Below are 17,518 nucleotides of genomic sequence, written 5' to 3' on the forward strand. Positions count from 1 at the left end.
GGGCTGGGGGGGCCCGCGCGGGGGCGTGCGGCGGCCCCCCGGTCCACCCCGGCGCAGACGAGGGGGCCCCACTACAGGACACCCCTGTTTTTGCAGGAGTGGCGTACAAACAAAAACCCCGCCGAAGCGGGGTTTTTGTCGTGATGGAAGCGGCGCATTGCTGCGCCGTTGCCATTACTTGTAGTCGCGCACGTCGTGGCCGGTGTAGACCTGGCGCGGACGGCCGATCTTCATTTCCGGATCAACCTGCTGCTCCAGCCAATGCGACACCCAACCAGCGGTGCGGCCCAGGGCGAACATGACCGTGAACATCTCGGTCGGGATGTTCAGCGCCTTGTAGATGATGCCACTGTAGAAGTCGACGTTCGGGTACAGCTTGCGGGCAACGAAGTACTCGTCCTGCAGCGCAGCCTGCTCCAGCTTGACGGCAACGTCGAGCAGCGGATCCTGCACGCCGAGCTGACCCAGCACCTGCTTGGTCATCTCACCGATGACCTTGGCGCGCGGGTCGAAGTTCTTGTACACGCGGTGACCGAAGCCCATCAGGCGGAAGCCCGAGGTCTTGTCCTTGGCCTTGACCACGGCGGACTCGACGTTGTCGGCCGAACCAATCTCTTCCAGCATCTTCAGCACAGCTTCGTTGGCGCCGCCATGTGCCGGGCCCCACAGCGCGGTGACGCCAGCGGCGACCGATGCATACGGGTTGGCGCCGGTGGAACCGACCAGACGCACGGTCGAGGTCGAGGCGTTCTGCTCATGGTCGGCATGCAGGATGAACAGCAGGTCCAGTGCCTTGACCACGTCCTTGTTCAGGTCGTACTTGCCATCGGCCGACTCGAAGGTCTGCTTCAGGAAGCGGCTGACGTAGTCCAGCGAGGTGTCCGGCTTGTTGGCCGGCAGGCCAGCGCCGTGGCGGTAGATCAGCGCCGACAGGGTCGGCACCTTGGCGATCAGACGCACGGCTGCCTGGCGGCGCTGCTCGGCATCTTCCAGGTCCAGCGAGGTGTGGTACTTGGCCGACAACTGCGCGATCGAGGCAGTCAGGATCGCCATCGGATGTGCGTCCTTGGCGAAGCTGCCGATCAAGGTGTTGATGGATTCATCAACGCCGGCTTCAGCGGTCAGTTCGGCTTCGAAAGCCTTCAGCTGGTCGGCGCTCGGACGATCGCCATTGATCAGCAGGTAGGCCACTTCGACGAAGCTGGACTTGGCGGCCAGCTGCTCGATCGGATAGCCGCGATACAACAGCACGCCGTTGTCGCCATCGATGTAGGTGATGGCCGACTTGCAGCTGGCGGTGGCGGTGTAGCCCGAGTCGTAGGTGAAGAGACCGGTTTCCTTGGTCAGCTTCGAGATATCGACACAGTTATTGCCCAGGACGGGTTTGACGACAGGCAGAACGACCGACTTGTCGCCGGCGTTGAGCGTGACCTGATCAAGATCGGACACAGTGTGCGCTCCTCAAGTGGAAGGCGCCTGTCCTGACGAAAGGGGTGCGGGCAGGCGCGTGAAGGAATTCCGCAGTTTTCCACTGCGGTTCCGACGATTATCGCACAGCAGCATTTGCAGTTTGCGAAGACAAAAGTCTTATAGCCGGAGTTTCCGCGCGACACAGCGTCGCACTGGCACAACCGCCCGATTCCGCAAGGGTTCAGCCGTACGACACGCAAGACAAAACAACGGCCGCGCAAGGCGCGGCCGTTGTCTGTGCAGCAACAACAGTTCGATTAGCGCGCGTAGCGCTTCTGGAACTTGTCGATGCGGCCGCTGGTATCGATAACCTTGTGCTTGCCCGTGTAGAACGGGTGCGAAGCCGAGGAAATTTCAACCTTGACGAGCGGATACTCTTCGCCGTCTTCCCACTTGACCGTTTCCTTGGAGGACATGGTCGAACGGGTCAGGAACTTGAAATCAGAGGTCACGTCGTGGAAAACGACGTTGTGGTAATCAGGATGGATATCGGCCTTCATGGGCTCGCACCGTGTGGGCTGGTGGTCAAGACGGCCATTATAAGCACGGCTTGCCGCAACAGGCAAGTCGTGCTTACTGAACCATTCCCCGGGGCCATTACTGGCCCAGCAGCGCCCCACGCACCTGGGCCTCGAAGCGGGCCTGGTCGTAGCCGATCAGCAGCGCCGTATTGTCCGCCACACCGGTCTGGCGGTTCCAGTCGACGATGGTGGCACCACGGGTACGGGTGCCGGTCAGTTCGATCGACAGCGGCCGTTGCTCAACCACCTTGCCGCCCTCCGGCTGCAGCGCCCAGGCCATCGCCAGCGCATCGGCGGCATACCAGCGCTCGCCGCGGCTGTCTTCCGACCACAGCCGGGTCTGGCGCGAGATCAGCTCGTAGAAACGCGCCTTGTCCGTATCTGCAGCGAGCCACTGTTCGACATCACGGTGCAGCAGACCGTGGGCAATGGTGGCCTCCCAGTCCGCGACTTCGATGAACGGGAACGAGGTGAAGACGATATGCGCCGATTCCGGATCGAAGGCGATATTGAACTCGGCGGCCGGGGTGATGTTGCCGTGACCAGTGATCGCGCCGCCCATCACCACGAAGCGCTTCACGCGCTGCGGCAAGCTTGGATCGAGCTTCAGCGCGAGCGCGATATTGGTCAGCGGACCCAGTGCCACCAGCAGCAATTCGCCTGCATATTGGTGCGACAGGCGCAGGATCGCCAAGGCCGCGTGTTCGGCCTCCACCTTGCGTGCAGCCAACGGCAGATCGACATCGCCAAAACCGTCGCGGCCATGCACGTGCGCGGCGTCTTCGGCCGGATATACCAGCGGATCGGGGGTACCCGCGAACACCGGCACGTCTTCACGGCCAGCTACTTCGCACAGCTTCAGCGCGTTGCGCACGGTGTATTCGAGGCCGACGTTGCCCGCTGCCACCGTCAGCGCGACCACGTCGTGGCGCTCATCGGCAAAGGCCATCAGCAGTGCCAGCGCATCGTCCACGCCCGGATCAGTATCAATCAGCAACGGTATCTTCTTGCTCATCTTCTGCTTCACTTCTGGTTGGCCATGGAGTCTGTCACGGCCTCCATGACAGTGGAAGCACGCAATCAGGCCGATGCGTAGCGCACTGCCCCGCCAATCCAGCGATTGACGATGCGATCAGCCAATTCCGGCGCATCGCTGAGCAGGCGTTCGGCCAGATCGTGCACAGTCGGCAACAGGCCCGCATCACGGGCCAGATCGGCCACGCGGAACGCGGCCAGACCAGTCTGGCGGGTGCCCAGCAGTTCGCCGGGACCGCGCAGTTCCAGGTCCTTCTCGGCGATCAGGAAGCCGTCGGACGTCAGCCGCATGGTTTCCAGGCGCTCGCGTGCCATCGCCGACAGCGGCGCCTGGTACATCAGCACGCAGCTGGACGCGGTTGCACCACGGCCGACGCGGCCACGCAGCTGGTGCAGCTGGGCCAGGCCCAGGCGTTCGGCGTTCTCGATGATCATCAACGAGGCGTTGGGCACATCGACACCGACTTCAATCACCGTGGTGGCGACCAGCAAATCGGTCTCGGCCTGCTTGAAGGCGCGCATCGCCGCCTGCTTCTCCGCCGCCTTCATGCGGCCGTGGACCAGACCGATGCGCAACTCGGGCAGTTGCGCCGACAGCGTCTCGAAGGTCGTCTGCGCGGCCTGCGCATCCATGCGTGCATTGCCGGGGCCGGCGTCTTCCTCGCTCTCTTCGATCAGCGTGCAGACCCAATACACCTGCCGGCCCTGCTGGCAGGCGATGCGGATGCGTTCGACCAGTTCCGGACGCCGCTCGGCGCTGATGGCGATGGTCTGCACCGGCGTGCGACCGGGTGGCAGTTCGTCGATGGCCGATACATCCAGATCCGAATACGCCGCCATCGCCAAGGTGCGCGGGATCGGCGTGGCGGTCATCACCAGCTGATGCGGCACTACACCGGCTGTTGCGCCCTTGTCGCGCAGGGCAAGCCGCTGGTGCACGCCGAAGCGGTGCTGCTCATCGACGATGGCCAGTGCCAGATCGTTGAACACGACGCTGTCCTGCATCAGCGCATGGGTGCCTACCACCACTTGTGCATGGCCGCTGGCAACATCCTCCAGCACCTTGGCGCGGGCCTTGCCGGTGACCTTGCCGGCCAGCCAGGCTACGCGCACATCCAGCGGTTCCAGCCAGCTGCGCAGATTGTTCAGGTGCTGCTCGGCCAGCAGTTCGGTCGGCGCGGCCAGCGCCACCTGTTTGCCGCGCTCCACCGCCAGCATCGCCGCCAACGCAGCAACCACGGTCTTGCCCGAGCCGACGTCGCCCTGCACCAGCCGCAGCATTGGATGGGCGCGGGCCAGGTCCTTGCGGATCTCGTCGAATACGCGCTGCTGCGCGCCGGTCAGCTTGAACGGCAAGGAGTCGCGCAGGGCTTTGACCAGGCCGTCGCGGCCACGCAGCGACGGCGCGCGATGTTGCTGCAGGGCGATGCGCTGGCGGCGCAGGCTGAGGTGGTGTGCCAGCAGTTCCTCCAGCGCCAAGCGGCGCTGCGCCGGATGCGTACCCGCCCCAAGGGCACCGATATCGGCATCGGCCGGCGGCCGGTGCATGGTCAACATGGCTTCGCGCAACGACGGCAGGCCCATGCCGGCGAGCAAGGCCGGCGGCAGCAGTTCCAATGCGGCCGCATCGGGCAAACGATCCAGTGCCTGGCCAATCAACTTGCGCAGGCTGGCCGGGCCGATGCCCTCCACTGCCGGGTACACCGGGTCCAGGACCGCGCCCAACGCGGCGTCTTCGCCGTCACCGAGCACGTGATAGCTGGGATGCACGATCTCCAGCCCATTCTGACCCGCGCGCGGTGTGCCATAGGCGCGCAGACGGCGACCGACGGCGAACTGCGATACCTGCGCAGCGCGGAAGTGGAAGAAGCGCAGCACCAGGGTGGCGCCGGAGTCGTCGCTGATCGCCACCCGCAGCACCGGCCGGTAACGGAAGCCTCGCTCAACTGCCTCCACCCTGCCCTCCACCTGCGCGGCCATGCCGGCCTTCAAGGCGCGGATCGGCAGCAGCGTGGTGCGATCCTCGTAGCGCAGCGGCAGGTGCAGCCACAGGTCCTGCAAGCTGGTCAGGCCGCGCGCTTCCAGCTTGGCTGCCACCCGTGGCCCAACCCCGGCCAGGCGGCTCAGTGGTTCGGTGGAAAGATCGAGGGTGGAGAGGTCACGGCGTGCAGACATTGCATAAGGATGCCGTCATGCGCTGCAAACAGAAACCCCGGCGTGGTTGGACGCCGGGGTTTCCTACTCCCCAAGTGTTGGTTTACTGCTGATTTGTCGATTGGCGCCTTGGTGCGGTAGCTCTACGTGGCGAACAGGCCCTCACCCCCAACCCCTCTCCCGCAGGCGGGAGAGGGGAGCCCTTTGCGCAGGCGACTCTGCTAGAACTTCACGGTCATTTCCAGGCCGTAGGTGCGGGGGTCGGTGATGGTTGCGCCGACTACGCCCAGCGGATCGCGTCCGTAGGTGTTCAGGCCGCGGACGTATTGCTTGTCGAACACGTTGTTGGCGTACACCGCCCAGTTCCAGTGCTTCAGCGGCGAGGTCCAGCCAATGCGTACGTCGGTGCGCTGCTGTGATTCACCGATGTTGAGCACCTTGCTGATGCCGCAGTCACCCTGCAGGTCGGAACCTGCGTTGCAGCGCTGCGCGCCACGGTAGGCGTGGCGCAGCGAGAAGCGCAGCTGGCCGTTGCCGCCAAGGTCGGCCACATAGACCGCGCCAGCCGAGGCAGTGAAGCGCGGTTCACCGGTCGGTGCACCACCAAGATCCACACCTTCCGGTGTCACGTAATTCTTGTACTTGGAATCTATCCATTCGGCCGCCGCATCCAGGGTCAGGCCATCGGTGACCTTCCAGCGCATGTCGAAATCCACGCCGGTGGCTTGCAGATCGCTGGTATCGAATACGTAGACCGGGATATCGACGGGATTGTTCGGATCCGGATCGATCAGGCGGATCGCCTGGCGGTTGTCGTACTGGTAATGGAAGACAGAGACGTTGTAGGAGAAGTGATCGAAGCTCTGCTTCAGGCCGACTTCCAGATTCCACACATCCTCGTTCTCGAACGCCGGACCGATCTGCAGCGCGTTGAAGCCACCGGCCTTGTAGCCCTTGGCCAGCGAGCCGAACACCATGGTGTCGTCATTGAGGTGGTAGTCGACGACGAAGCGCGGGCTCCAGTCACTCCAGCTCTTCTTGTCTCGTACCAGCTTGCCCTTGTTGACCATGGCCGGCGGGTCGATGAAAGCCATGTCGAAGGTCAGCAGCTCGCGGGTGATCGGGATGCCCATGCCGGCCAGCGCCTGGAAGAAGCCCAGTGCCTCCAGCGTACCGAGCTTGGCCTCGAGGCCGGGCGCATTGCGCGTTCCGTTGAGCCAGGTGAAGTCCTTCTCGTCGCGGGTGTAGCGCAGGCCGAAGGTCAGGTTGAGGCGATCGGTGGCCTTCCAGATCACATCACCGAAGGCGGCGTACGAGGTGGTGTCCAGCGTGTTGCTGAAGCGCTCGTTCCATTTCTCCCCGACCAGCGAAATCGGGATGCCGTTCATCTGCGCCAACAACGAGGTGAACCCAAACAGGCTGCCATCAGGCGTTGGTGCAATACCCATGTTGCGTACGATGTTGTCCACCGCCTCGGTATTGGTGTTGACCTCGCTGGTCTGGCGCGCGTCCTCGTTGAAGTAGCTGGCGCCGGCCACCCAATCGAAGCGTTCATTGCTGCCGGAGAACTTGAACTCCTGGTAGAAGGTTTCGTTGTTCTCGGTGTTCTTCGAGTCCACATACAGGTCGAAGCGGTTGGTGCCGTCTTCCTCGGTATGGTTGGTCGAGTCGTATTTGCGCCAGGAACTGGTGGAGGTGAAATTGCCCCAGGACAGCGCGTGGTCGACGATCAGGCTGACGCCGTCGAAGGTGCGCCACTCGGCATTGTCGGCATCGCTGTAGGTCTTGATCTTGCGCGGGTCCAGATAGTCGTCCGGGTCCACCGGCACTGGCGGCCGCGCCGGATAGGCCGGCAACGGCACGATGCCGGTGGTGACGCGGCCGTTCTGGTCCAGGCTTTCGTGGTCCCAGGTGATGTAGGCGGTGGTGTTGTCGCCGAAGCGGCTCTGCCAGGCTGCGCGGGTGGCCCAGACGTTCTCGCCGCCCAGGTCCTTGCCGGTGGCGCCGTCCTGGAACCAGCCATCGCTGGTGTTGATCAATGCATTGAAGCGCAGCGCCGAGTTGTCACCGGTCGGGATGTTCCACATCGCATCGGCGTACTTCTTGCCGTAGTTGCCGACGCGCACGGTGGCGCGCGCCTCGGTCTCAGCCTGCGGACGCCGGGTCACCAGCGAGATCGCACCGGCAGCGGTATTGCGGCCGAACAAGGTGCCCTGCGGGCCCTTCAGCACTTCGATGCGTTCCACATCGACGAAGGGCAGCAGCACGCCGCCGCCTCGCCCGCCGTAGACGCCGTCAACGAAGATGCCTACCGCCGGATCGGTACCGATACCGAAGTCGTCGGTCTCCACGCCGCGCAGCCGGAACGATGGCTGGGTCGGCTGCACCGCGCTGATCACCAGTCCCGGCACCAGCGAATCGATGTCGCCAAGATTCTCGGCGGCCACGTCGTTGAGCAGGTTCTGATCGACTACCTGCAATGCGATCGGCACATCCTGTATTTCCTGCTGCCGGCTCTGCGCGGTGACGGTGATGCGATCAAGCGTGGTGGCAGCATCCTCCGTCGCCGACTGTGCCATTGCCGGGGCAACTGCCCCCACCACCATCAGCCCGGCCAAGGCCCGCTGCAGTCCGACTACCAGATTCCGTTGCTTCACTCGCATCGCGTTCTCTCCCACGCAGTGAGGTGTATGCCGGCGTCAGACCGCCGGCGGGCCCGTGTTGCCGGGCTGGCCTTCGCCAGCCGTGTCGCAGTTTGTTTCCAGCGCGTTGATCCATTCCCGGATCAAGGTCACGCCTTCGCGGTGCACCACCGCCCTCCCAACCTCGGGCATCATCACCGCCGGGTCATCACTGTCCATGCGGTAGGCGATGATCGAGGCATCCGCATCGCCCGGCTGGATGTCATAGCGGCGGTTGCCGGTTCCCTTGCCCGCTGCGATCGGCTGCTTGCACATGCCCAGCTTCAGGTGATCCCGGGTGGGTGCGTCCAGCCACAAACCGGAGGTGATGGCCGGGCCGGTACGGCTATGGCAATGACCACAGTTCACGTCCAAGTAGGCGCGCGCCCGCGCCTCCAGCGGCGCGGCAGGATCAGTGGCATCGGCCGCGCGTGGCAGCTGTGCCGGTGCAGGCAGGTCTTTCAGATAGCCGAGTTTGACCAGATGCGCGAGCTGGTTGTCGTGGCCGCTGAGGTAATCGAAATCGCGATTGAGGTTGCGCGCCTTGGGACCGATCGGCAGCAGCTTGCGCGAGCGGTTGTCGGTGATATGGCAACCACCGCACTGGTTCTGGTCCGGCACTTGGTACGCAAGTGCTTCACGCGAGCCATCCGCGGCAACCAGCTCCAGATCCACGCTGGCGCCGGTGCGTTGCAAGGTCGCCTCGGTCTGCTGCGGGTTCCAGACATAGGGCAAGGCCACCCAGCCTTCCTTGCGGTGGACCAGCAGCCGGGTCTCGATCAGACGCACCTTGGACAGGTCCAGGCTCTCCTCATGCAACGAGGACTGCGACGGCGGCGTACGCGACACAGACTTGCCGTCAGCAGCTCCTGACGCCGGCAGCGGGTAGTAGAAAGTCTTGCTGAGGATGGTGCCGACCGGGAAGTCGAAGGCGTGCTCTGGCTGGTAGCCGGCGGCCTGCCCCTTGGGCATCCATACCGTGCGTAGCTTGTGCGCGTAATCGCTGTACAGCGGTGTGTTCAAGTCGTACGGTACGACGCCTTCATTGAGTGTCAGTTTGCCATCGCGGATGCGCAGCACATGCCACTCATCCAGCGTCGCCGGCTGGCCCTGCTCGAAGAAATGCACCGCAGCCGGTTTGCCGCAGCCCACCAGCATCAGCAGGACGCTCACCAGCACGATCACCCGCACCATCAGATTGCGCATGCCAGGACCTCAACCACGCTTCAGATCGATGGCCGGCAGCCGCGGCAGATCACATTCAAATGGCTTGGCATCCTTGCTCGGGTTCTTGTAACCGCCAGGGCCATCGGCGTTGACCACGCCACTGACATTGCGCAGGCAGATCTGCGGACCGACCTTGACTCCATCGACCATGCGCTCCTTGTTGTAATAGCCATCCCACAGCACGTCCGGGAAGTTACCGGTCAGGCCATACATCGCCACTTTCAAGGCCTTCAGATCCAATCCGTCGGGTGAGTCACCGCCGCCGGACAAGGTGTTGTTGTGGATGTAGATGCGTTCCGGATACGGATCAAAATTGGGTGAGGCGCTGCTGTCCTTGTAGCCGGTGGAATACACGCTGGAGACGATGATGTTGGTGGTGGCGTTGTCGCGCACCTCGTTGTCGAAAACCTCGATGTCATCGTTGGAGTTGATGACGATGCCCGAGCCGGCCGGGACGCTGGCCACCGGCGTGCCCTTGGCACCGAAATTCTCGTGGTTGTTGGCGATGACCTTGTTGTTGAACACGCGGATATTGCCGCCCTGCTGCGACAGGCCCGGCATGTTGAACACCAGGATGCCGCCGGTGTTGCCGGTGGCGACGTTGTCGTAGACGTCGGCGTTGCGGGTGTTCTCGACTTCGATGCCGGCCACGTTCTGCTCGGCACGGCTGTTGCGCACGATCACCCCATCGGACTGGCCGACGTAGATGCCAGCATCGGAGGCACCGATGGAAATGGTGTTCTCGATCAGCACGTTCTTGGTCAGCACCGGGTAGATGCCATAGGCGCCGTTCTTGGTGCTGGGGCCGCCGGTCCACTGCACCTTTACCCCACGGATGGTGATGTTCTCCGACTCGCTGATCTTCAGCCCGTCGCCCTTGGAGTCCTCGATGGTGAGGTTCTCGATGGTGAAGTTGTCGCCGTTGACCAGCAGCCCTTCGGCGCCGGCCTTCTGCCCCTTGAAGCTGAGCACGGTCTGGTCCATGCCGGCGCCACGGATGGTCACGCCATCGGCGCGCAGGCTCAGGCTGCGCTCGAACTGGTGGCGACCGGCCGGGATGTCGATCACGTCGCCGGGCTTGGCGTCGAGCAGGCGCTCCTGCAGCGTGGCCGCGAATGCCCCGTCGGCCGCAGCCACGCTTGGTGCCTGTTCGGCCTGCTTCTGGCAGCCGACGACCATGACGGCCAAGGTGGCGGAAACCGCCCAGGTGATGCTGCGCTGCATGACGTGCTCCCATACGGTGGCAGATGTTGGGCGCAGTCTGGCCTTCAGGCAGTGTTCACGCGAAGGGCAAGAACGGCATACTTGGGGGGGCAAAGCGGACAAGCTGGAGGGGCTTGAATGCATCGCAGGATCAGCGGCGGCGACCGCCTGAGCATCGCCAACGTTCCAACCAACATGCTCTGTGGCCTGTTGCTGCTGGCTGAGCAACGCGGTGTCAGCAGCGACAACTGGTTCAATGGGCTGCAATTGAGCGCGGCGCAGCTCAACGATCCCAGTGCCCGCATTTCCTACCGGCAGGCAATCGAGGTGATACGCCGCGCCCTGCCCACCTTCCCCATCGACGGGGTCGGCCTGGCCATGGGCGGCAACCAGAACGGCGGCAACTTCGGCCTGCTCGGCTTGGCGATGAAGACCGCACGCACGTTTGGCGACGCGGTGCGGATAGGACTGGATTACCAGCGCAATCTCGGCCCGCTGATGAGCCTGGCCCTGGAAGACGGCGGCAGCGACAGCCTGGCCATCGTCGCTACCGCGCCGGATGAAGCCAATGATCTGCTGCAGTTCCTCTGCGAGGAGATGTTCTCCAGCATCGTGATGTTGGGCCGCGAACTGGCAGGCAACGCGTTCAGCCCACTGCGGCTGGAACTTGGCTATCCGGCACCGGCCTGCATCGACCAGTACCAGGCCTTGTTCCGCTGTGAGCTGCGCTTCAACCAGCCACGCCACGCCTTGGTATTGGAGCAGCGCTGGATGCAGCTGCCGTTCGCCAGCTACAACCCGGTGACGTCGCAGCAGGCGCTATCGATGTGCCACGCGCAACTGGCAACGCTGGCCTCGCGCGGCGAAACCACTGCTGCAGTCGAGCGCCAGCTGCGGCCGCGGCTGCGTGACAACCCGCAGATGAGCGAAATCGCGCTGGCCCTGCACCTCAGCGAGCGCACCCTGCGCCGGCAATTGGCCGACGAGGAAACCAGCTTCAGCGAGGTCCACGATCGCGTGCGCACCGAGCGCGCACTGGAACTGCTGCAGGACCCGGAGCTCGCCGTTGCCGCGATCGGTAACCAGCTGGGCTTCAACGACGCGCGCGAGTTCCGCCGCGCCTTCAAGCGCTGGACCGGGCAGACCCCGAGCGGAACCCGTTTGCCGCCAAACTGAAACGCAGATGCCCGGTTTCCCGGGCATCTGCTTCACCACCGAATCCGCGCAGCGGATCAGTCGATGATCATGATCGCGTCGACTTCGAACGCGGCGCCCTTCGGCAGGCCCGACACTTCGATGGTCGAACGGGCCGGGAACGGGGCCTGGAAGTACTCCTGCATGACCGCATTGACCTTGGCGAACTCGCCCAGGTCGGTCAGGTACAGGCCAAGGCGCACCATCTTGTCCAGCGAACCACCGGCTTCCTCGGCCACGGCCTTGAGGTTGTCGAAGGCGCGACGGGCCTGCGCGGTGACGTCGCCAGCGACGATTTCACCGGTCGCCGGGTCCAACGGAATCTGGCCGGAGAAATACACGGTGTTGCCGGCGCGCACGGCCTGCGAGTACGGGCCGATGGCGGCCGGGGCATTGGCGGTGTTGATGATCTGGCGGGACATGGACAGCTCCAGTCTGGAAAAGGTGGGCCATTGTAGCGTCGCCAGCTTGGCGGGCAGCTGACCGGGCTGGGCTGGCCTTGGTCAAAAAATCACCAGAGATCCGAAAGCGTTGCAGCACAAGGCCTGCAAAGGCTTATCCACAACTTGTAGGCATCACAGGGCACAAGCTGTGTGGATAGCCGCATGCAAGTAGCACCGAGCCATGCTCGGCTGGGGCTTGCCCGGCAAACTCAAGTGATTTTGTGGAAGCGGCGTAAGCCGCGAAGTCGGCAGTCCATCCGACTGCCAGACACGAAGACCGATTCATCGATGCCAGCTTCGCGGCTCGCGCCGCTCCTACCAGTGCCTATGCCTTATCGGCAAAGCCCCTGCCGAGCATGGCTCGGCACTACATTCGCGTCATCCATAGGTCGTGGACAAAATATCACCATGTTTTGCAGAGGTCCGCAGCGCAAGGGCTGCGCGGCCTTATCCACAGCTTGTGTATGCAGCAGGACACAGTTTGTGTGGATAGCCGGATACCGGCGTGCTCGGCAAATTTGCAGACACAGGCGACCGGGTTTTGTGGGAGCGGCGTCAGCCGCGAAGCCAATGGTCCGTCCGACGGGCGGACATGACGACCGATTCATTGCTGCCAGCTTCGCGGCTGATGCCGCTCCCACAAGTGCCTCATACCATATCGGTGGAGCCCCTGCCGAGCATGGCTCGGCACTACACAGCCCGTGCGGTCGGGTTGGGCGTTGGCTCGCCGATGCGGCGCAGCGTATTGCGGTCGGTATGCGCGAACGGCGCGCTGCGGTCCGGGATGACCAGCATCGTTTCCTGTTCGTAGGACCAGCTGCCGTCATCGTTGATGGTGACCTCGATCTCGTAGCTGTCGGTACGGAACGCGTGTTCCAGGAACGGGTTGGAGCTGATGCCATTGGTCATCGAGCCACGCTCGGCGCGCAGGCGGAAGCGCTTCGCATCCACAGCAGCCTTGCCAACCGCCATCGCGGTCTGTCCACGCGGAATGGTCAGCGTCTGGATGATCGTGCCGGTCGCCGGTTCCCACAGCCAGTAGCCGACCTGATCGTGGAAGGTCTCCACTTCACCGGGCTTGTGGATGCGGGTGTGATAACGCAGCCCGTAGAACAACTGGGGGCCATTGGGCTGCGCGTCGATCGGCTGCAGTTCGACGTGTTCGATGAAGGCCTGCCGTTCGGGGCCATCGGCCTTGGGATTGACGTCCATGCCGCGCTCACCGATCCAGATGCCGGCCATCGGCGCCAGTGGCCCCAGGTTGGCCAGCGTATCGGTATCGGCGGTGGGTTCGGTATAGATGTCTTCCGGGAACGTCGTCATGAGGTACAGCCATGTGGGTATCCCGCCCATGGTACGCAGAACACGCTGCAGGCTCACCTCCACCTGTCCACAAGTGATGGACAAAATATCACCATGTTTTGCAGAGGACCGCAGCACAAGGGCTGCGCGCGGTTATCCACAACTTGTGTAGCTAGCAGGACACAAGCTGTGTGGATAGCGGGATACAGGTAGAGCCGAGCCATGCTCGGCTGGGGCTTTACCGAACAACCAGCTGTGAGTTTTTGTGGGAGCGGCGTAAGCCGCGAAGCAGATGGTCTTTCAGATTGCGGGCAGCCCGGCTGCTCCAGCACTGCCAGCTTCGCGGCTGACGCCGCTCCTACAACAATGTCGGTAAGGCCCCTGCCGAGCATGGCTCGGCACTACGGCGGCTTGCCCACAGCGCGTGGACAAAAAATCACCATGCTTTGCAGAGGGCCGTGGCACAAGGGCTGCACGGCCTTATCCACAGCTTGTGTATGCAGCAGGACACAGTCTGTGTGGATAGCGGAATACAGGTAGCGCCGAGCCATGCTCGGCTGGGGCTCCATCGAAAACCAGCTGTGGGTTCTGTAGCAGCGGCGTCAGCCGCGAAGCCAATGGTTCGGCAGATTGCAGGCAGTCCCGCGATTTCAGCTGTGCCAGCTTCGCGGCTGACGCCGCTCCTACAACAACATCGGTAAGGCCTCTGCCGAGCATGGCTCGGCACTACCCTTATTGGCGGCGGACGGACTGCACTACCTGCAGGCGGCGCAGGCGACGCATTACTTCGGCCAGGTGGTTGCGGTCGCGGACCTGGATGTTGAAGCACAGCACCGCGGCGTTGAAATCGCGGTCCAGGTAATCCACACGCTCGATGTTGGAATGGCTGTGGGCGATGGCGGCAGCCAGCTGCGCCAGCACGCCGGTGCCGTTTTCCACCTCGACCACCAACGCGGTGTCGTAGTCGCCGACCACGCTGGTATCCCAGCCAATCGGCACCCAGCGATCCGGCGTCTTGCGCAGTTCGGCCAGGTTCGGGCAGTCCAGCCGATGCACGACGATGCCCTTGCCGGCGGTGTGGTAACCCATGATGTCGTCGCCCGGAATCGGCTGACAACAGTTGGCAAAGCTGACCACGCCACGCTCGCTGCCGTTGATCAGGATCTTCTCCTGGGCACGATGGGTGACGCCGCTGGCGCGCAGTTCGGCATACGACATCAGTGCCTGCGCAGCCTGGGTTGGCATCCAGTTGCCCAGCGCCACATCGGCCAGGAAGGCTTCCAGGCGCGGGTAACGGTGTTCGTTGAGGAAGGCATCCAGCCGCCCCTTCGGCAGCCGCTCGATCGAGCTGTCCATCGCTTCCAGCGCGCGGTCGAGCATGCTGTGGCCGAGCTGCACGGCGTCCTCGTGCTCCAGCTGCTTGAGCTGGTGACGAATGGCGGTACGCGCCTTGCTGCTGACCACGAATTCCAGCCACTGCGGTTTGGGCGAGGCCGAGCGTGCGGTGATGATTTCCACCGTCTGCCCGCTGACCAGGCGCGTGCGCAGCGGCACCAGCTTCTTGTCCACGCGCGATGCGACCGCGCGGTTGCCCACATCGGTGTGCACGGCATAGGCGAAATCCAGCGCGGTCGAATTGCGCGGCAGCGCCAGGATCTTGCCCTTGGGCGTGAACAGGTAGACCTCGTCCGGGAACAGGTCAACCTTGACGTTGTCCAGGAACTCCAGCGACGAACCTGCGGTGCGCTGCGAATCGATCAACTCGACGATCCAGGCATGCGCCCTGCTCTGCGCACTGTTGGGGCCGTCGCCACCGAACTTGTAGGTCCAGTGCGCGGCCACACCGCGCTCGGCGATCAGGTCCATTTCCTCAGTGCGGATCTGCACTTCGATCGGCGAACCGTACGGCCCGAACAGCACCGTGTGCAGCGACTGGTAACCGTTGGCCTTGGGAATGGCGATGAAATCGCGGAAGCGCCCGTCCAGCGGCTTGAACGCGGCATGCACCCCACCCAGCGCGTGGTAGCAGTTGGGCACGTTGCGCATCACCAGGCGGAAGCCGAACACATCCATGACCTGGTCGAAGCTTTTGTTCTCCTCGCGCATCTTGGTGTAGATGCTCCAGGGCGTCTTGATGCGGCTGATCAGGCGGTGTTCCAGCCCTTCGCGCGCCAGGCGCTGCGACAGCTGTACTTCCACCTGCGCCATCGACTCGCGACGCACCACCGGCTGGCTGCGGATGTGTTTCTCGATGATCGCGTGGCGCCACGGATACAGCGCGCGGAAGCCGAGGTTCTGCAGCTCGGACTTGATCAGGTTCATGCCCAGGCGCTGGGCGATGGGCGCGTAGATATCCAGCGTTTCGGTGGCGATGCGGCGCCGCGCCTCGGCACTCTGTGCACCCAGGGTGCGCATGTTGTGCAGGCGGTCGGCCAGCTTGATCATGATCACGCGCAGGTCGCGCGACATCGCCAGCAGCATCTTGCGGAAGCTCTCCGCCGCCGCTTCCTGGCGGTCGCGGAACTTGAGCTTGTCCAGCTTGGTGACGCCCTCGACCAGGTCGGCCACGGCCTGGCCGAACTCGGCGGCCAGCTCCTCACCGGTGAGCGGTGTGTCCTCGATGGTGTCGTGCAGGATCGCCGCGATCAGCGTTTCAACATCCAGGCCGAGCTCGGCCAGGATGCGCGCCACCGCCACCGGATGGGTGATGTAGGGCTCGCCGGATTTGCGGGTCTGGCCGGCGTGCGCGGCCGCCCCGACCTCCCAGGCACGACGCAGCAGCGGCAGCTGCTCGGTGGGGAGGTAGCTGGCTGCGCGTTCGAGTTGCAGTACGTAATCAGGTACCACCCCGCCCGCGGGCGTGGCTACCTGGGCGGAAGGGCCTGGGTTCATGGCAGAAGACTATGCCAGCAGGCGTTCCACGGCAATTCCTACAACGCAAACAGCCCGCTTTTGGCGGGCTGTTTGCAGACAACATCAATCGATGCCAGAGAGGCGATCAATCGTCGTTCTTGGACATGTCTTCGTCGGCGACCACTTCAGCGGCCGCCCATTCCAGTGCTTCACGCTCGATGCGCTCGCGCTCGGACTTCTCGACTTCCTCGATCAACTCGTTGTCGATGCGACGGGCAGCGATTTCGCGCAGCGCCAACACGGTCGGCTTGTCCTCGCTCTCGCTGTTGTCGATCGTCGCCTGGACACCATTGGCCAGCTGACGGGCGCGCTTGGACGCCATCATGACCAGCTCAAAACGGTTGTTAACGACTTCCAGGCAATCTTCTACGGTAATGCGGGCCATGCGGGCTCCCGGCGACCTGCAACGGCCGCTCGATCGAATGAGGGAAAGGGGACGGATTGTAGGGGCAGACCGGTCCTGGAATCAAGTCAAGGCCTGAACAGCCCCTTGTGGATCAACCACTTGCTCAGTTTTCAGGGGCCAGCAACGAGGCGATCAGCTCGCCGTGGCGGCGTTGCTGGGGTTCGCAGCGCAGCCGGCTGGCGGCGAAGATCGAGCACATTTCGCCAACGGCGGTATCGAAATCCTCGTTGATGATGACGTAGTCGAACTCGTCGTAATGCAGCATTTCCTCACGCGCGGCGGCCAGGCGCTGGGCCATTACCGCCTCGCTGTCCTGGCCACGCTTGCGCATGCGCTCGTCCAGCGCCTGCCGCGACGGCGGCAGGATGAAGACACTGACCGCGCCCGGCACCTTCTCGCGCACCTGGCGCGCGCCCTGCCAGTCGATTTCCAGCAGCACGTCCTTGCCGGCCGCCAGCTGCGGCTCCACCGACTGCCGGGCTGTGCCCTTCCAGTCGCCATGCACCAGCGCGTGCTCGAAGAAATCACCGGCGGCGATCATCTGCTCGAACTCGGCGGCGGGGACGAAGTGGTAATGCTTGCCGTTGACCTCACCCGGGCGCATGGCCCGCGAGGTGAAGGAGATCGACAGCGAGATGTGCGGGTCACGCGCCAAAGTGGCGTTGACGATGCTGCTTTTGCCGGCCCCGGACGGGGCAGCGACGATATAGAGGGTGCCACGCATGCGGTGGGCCAACGTCGGAATGGCCCGGCATTGTACCGGCGTGGGCGGGTCTGTGCAGGATCGAGGGTTGAGGCCCCCAATTATCGCGGGGGCGGCTCCACCTGCAGGGCCGAGCATGCTCGGCTGGAACCCCACCTGTAGTGGGGGGGGGCGGGGGGGGCGGGGGGGGCGGGGGAGGCCGGGGCGGCGGGAGCCGGCGGCGGCCGTGCGGAGCGCGCGGACGGGGGCCGGGGCGCCGGCGGAAG

At 64.0% G+C, this 17,518-nt stretch carries 13 protein-coding genes; 1 reads left to right on the plus strand and 12 read right to left on the minus strand.

Translation table 11 applies throughout. The annotated features are described in order from the left end of the window. Positions 1 to 174: 174 nt before the first annotated feature. From AC1VWL_RS17355 to AC1VWL_RS17385, 7 genes are all read right to left on the minus strand, one after another. A complete protein-coding gene (locus tag AC1VWL_RS17355) occupies positions 175 to 1,449 on the minus strand; it encodes a citrate synthase (protein ID WP_482987505.1) in 1,275 nt (424 codons plus the stop codon). Between the two features lie 278 nt (positions 1,450 to 1,727). After that, positions 1,728 to 1,970 (minus strand): type B 50S ribosomal protein L31, encoded by a 243-nt coding sequence (locus AC1VWL_RS17360; protein WP_054657059.1) that lies wholly within the window; start codon positions 1,968 to 1,970, stop codon positions 1,728 to 1,730. A 97-nt stretch (positions 1,971 to 2,067) separates the two neighbouring features. Further along, the gene (locus AC1VWL_RS17365; protein WP_481534068.1) at positions 2,068 to 3,006 is read right to left on the minus strand and encodes a nucleoside hydrolase; all 939 of its coding nucleotides are present in this window, start codon (positions 3,004 to 3,006) and stop codon (positions 2,068 to 2,070) included. A gap of 65 nt (positions 3,007 to 3,071) precedes the next feature. Then, a complete protein-coding gene (recG, locus tag AC1VWL_RS17370) occupies positions 3,072 to 5,201 on the minus strand; it encodes an ATP-dependent DNA helicase RecG (RefSeq protein WP_482987506.1) in 2,130 nt (709 codons plus the stop codon). Between the two features lie 200 nt (positions 5,202 to 5,401). Next, the gene (locus tag AC1VWL_RS17375; RefSeq protein ID WP_482987507.1) at positions 5,402 to 7,837 is read right to left on the minus strand and encodes a TonB-dependent receptor; all 2,436 of its coding nucleotides are present in this window, start codon (positions 7,835 to 7,837) and stop codon (positions 5,402 to 5,404) included. A 42-nt stretch (positions 7,838 to 7,879) separates the two neighbouring features. Then, positions 7,880 to 9,067, minus strand: a complete 1,188-nt coding sequence (locus tag AC1VWL_RS17380) for an SO2930 family diheme c-type cytochrome (protein ID WP_482987508.1) — start codon at positions 9,065 to 9,067, stop codon at positions 7,880 to 7,882. A gap of 9 nt (positions 9,068 to 9,076) precedes the next feature. Further along, positions 9,077 to 10,312 carry a parallel beta-helix domain-containing protein gene (locus AC1VWL_RS17385; protein ID WP_482987509.1) on the minus strand — a complete coding sequence of 412 codons (1,236 nt, stop codon included), beginning with the start codon at positions 10,310 to 10,312 and terminating at the stop codon, positions 9,077 to 9,079. 117 nt (positions 10,313 to 10,429) lie between these two features. On the opposite strand from AC1VWL_RS17385, the gene AC1VWL_RS17390 reads away from it, so the two are divergent. Next, the gene (locus AC1VWL_RS17390; RefSeq protein ID WP_481615701.1) at positions 10,430 to 11,467 is read left to right on the plus strand and encodes an AraC family transcriptional regulator; all 1,038 of its coding nucleotides are present in this window, start codon (positions 10,430 to 10,432) and stop codon (positions 11,465 to 11,467) included. Between the two features lie 56 nt (positions 11,468 to 11,523). Here AC1VWL_RS17390 and AC1VWL_RS17395 read toward each other — a convergent pair whose 3' ends face one another. From AC1VWL_RS17395 to gmk, 5 genes are all read right to left on the minus strand, one after another. Then, positions 11,524 to 11,907, minus strand: a complete 384-nt coding sequence (locus AC1VWL_RS17395) for a RidA family protein (protein ID WP_057629049.1) — start codon at positions 11,905 to 11,907, stop codon at positions 11,524 to 11,526. 711 nt (positions 11,908 to 12,618) lie between these two features. Beyond that, entirely contained in the window at positions 12,619 to 13,251 is a 633-nt protein-coding gene (locus AC1VWL_RS17400) for an FABP family protein (protein ID WP_482987510.1), read from the minus strand. Between the two features lie 711 nt (positions 13,252 to 13,962). Next, the gene (locus tag AC1VWL_RS17405; RefSeq protein ID WP_282271461.1) at positions 13,963 to 16,122 is read right to left on the minus strand and encodes a RelA/SpoT family protein; all 2,160 of its coding nucleotides are present in this window, start codon (positions 16,120 to 16,122) and stop codon (positions 13,963 to 13,965) included. A 106-nt stretch (positions 16,123 to 16,228) separates the two neighbouring features. Next, complete coding sequence (gene rpoZ / locus AC1VWL_RS17410) at positions 16,229 to 16,528, minus strand: DNA-directed RNA polymerase subunit omega (protein ID WP_282271463.1); 300 nt, start codon at positions 16,526 to 16,528, stop codon at positions 16,229 to 16,231. A gap of 124 nt (positions 16,529 to 16,652) precedes the next feature. After that, entirely contained in the window at positions 16,653 to 17,273 is a 621-nt protein-coding gene (gene gmk, locus AC1VWL_RS17415; RefSeq protein WP_296250265.1) for a guanylate kinase, read from the minus strand. Positions 17,274 to 17,518 lie beyond the last annotated feature (245 nt).

It is taken from the genome of Stenotrophomonas sp. STEN063 (assembly GCF_056854515.1).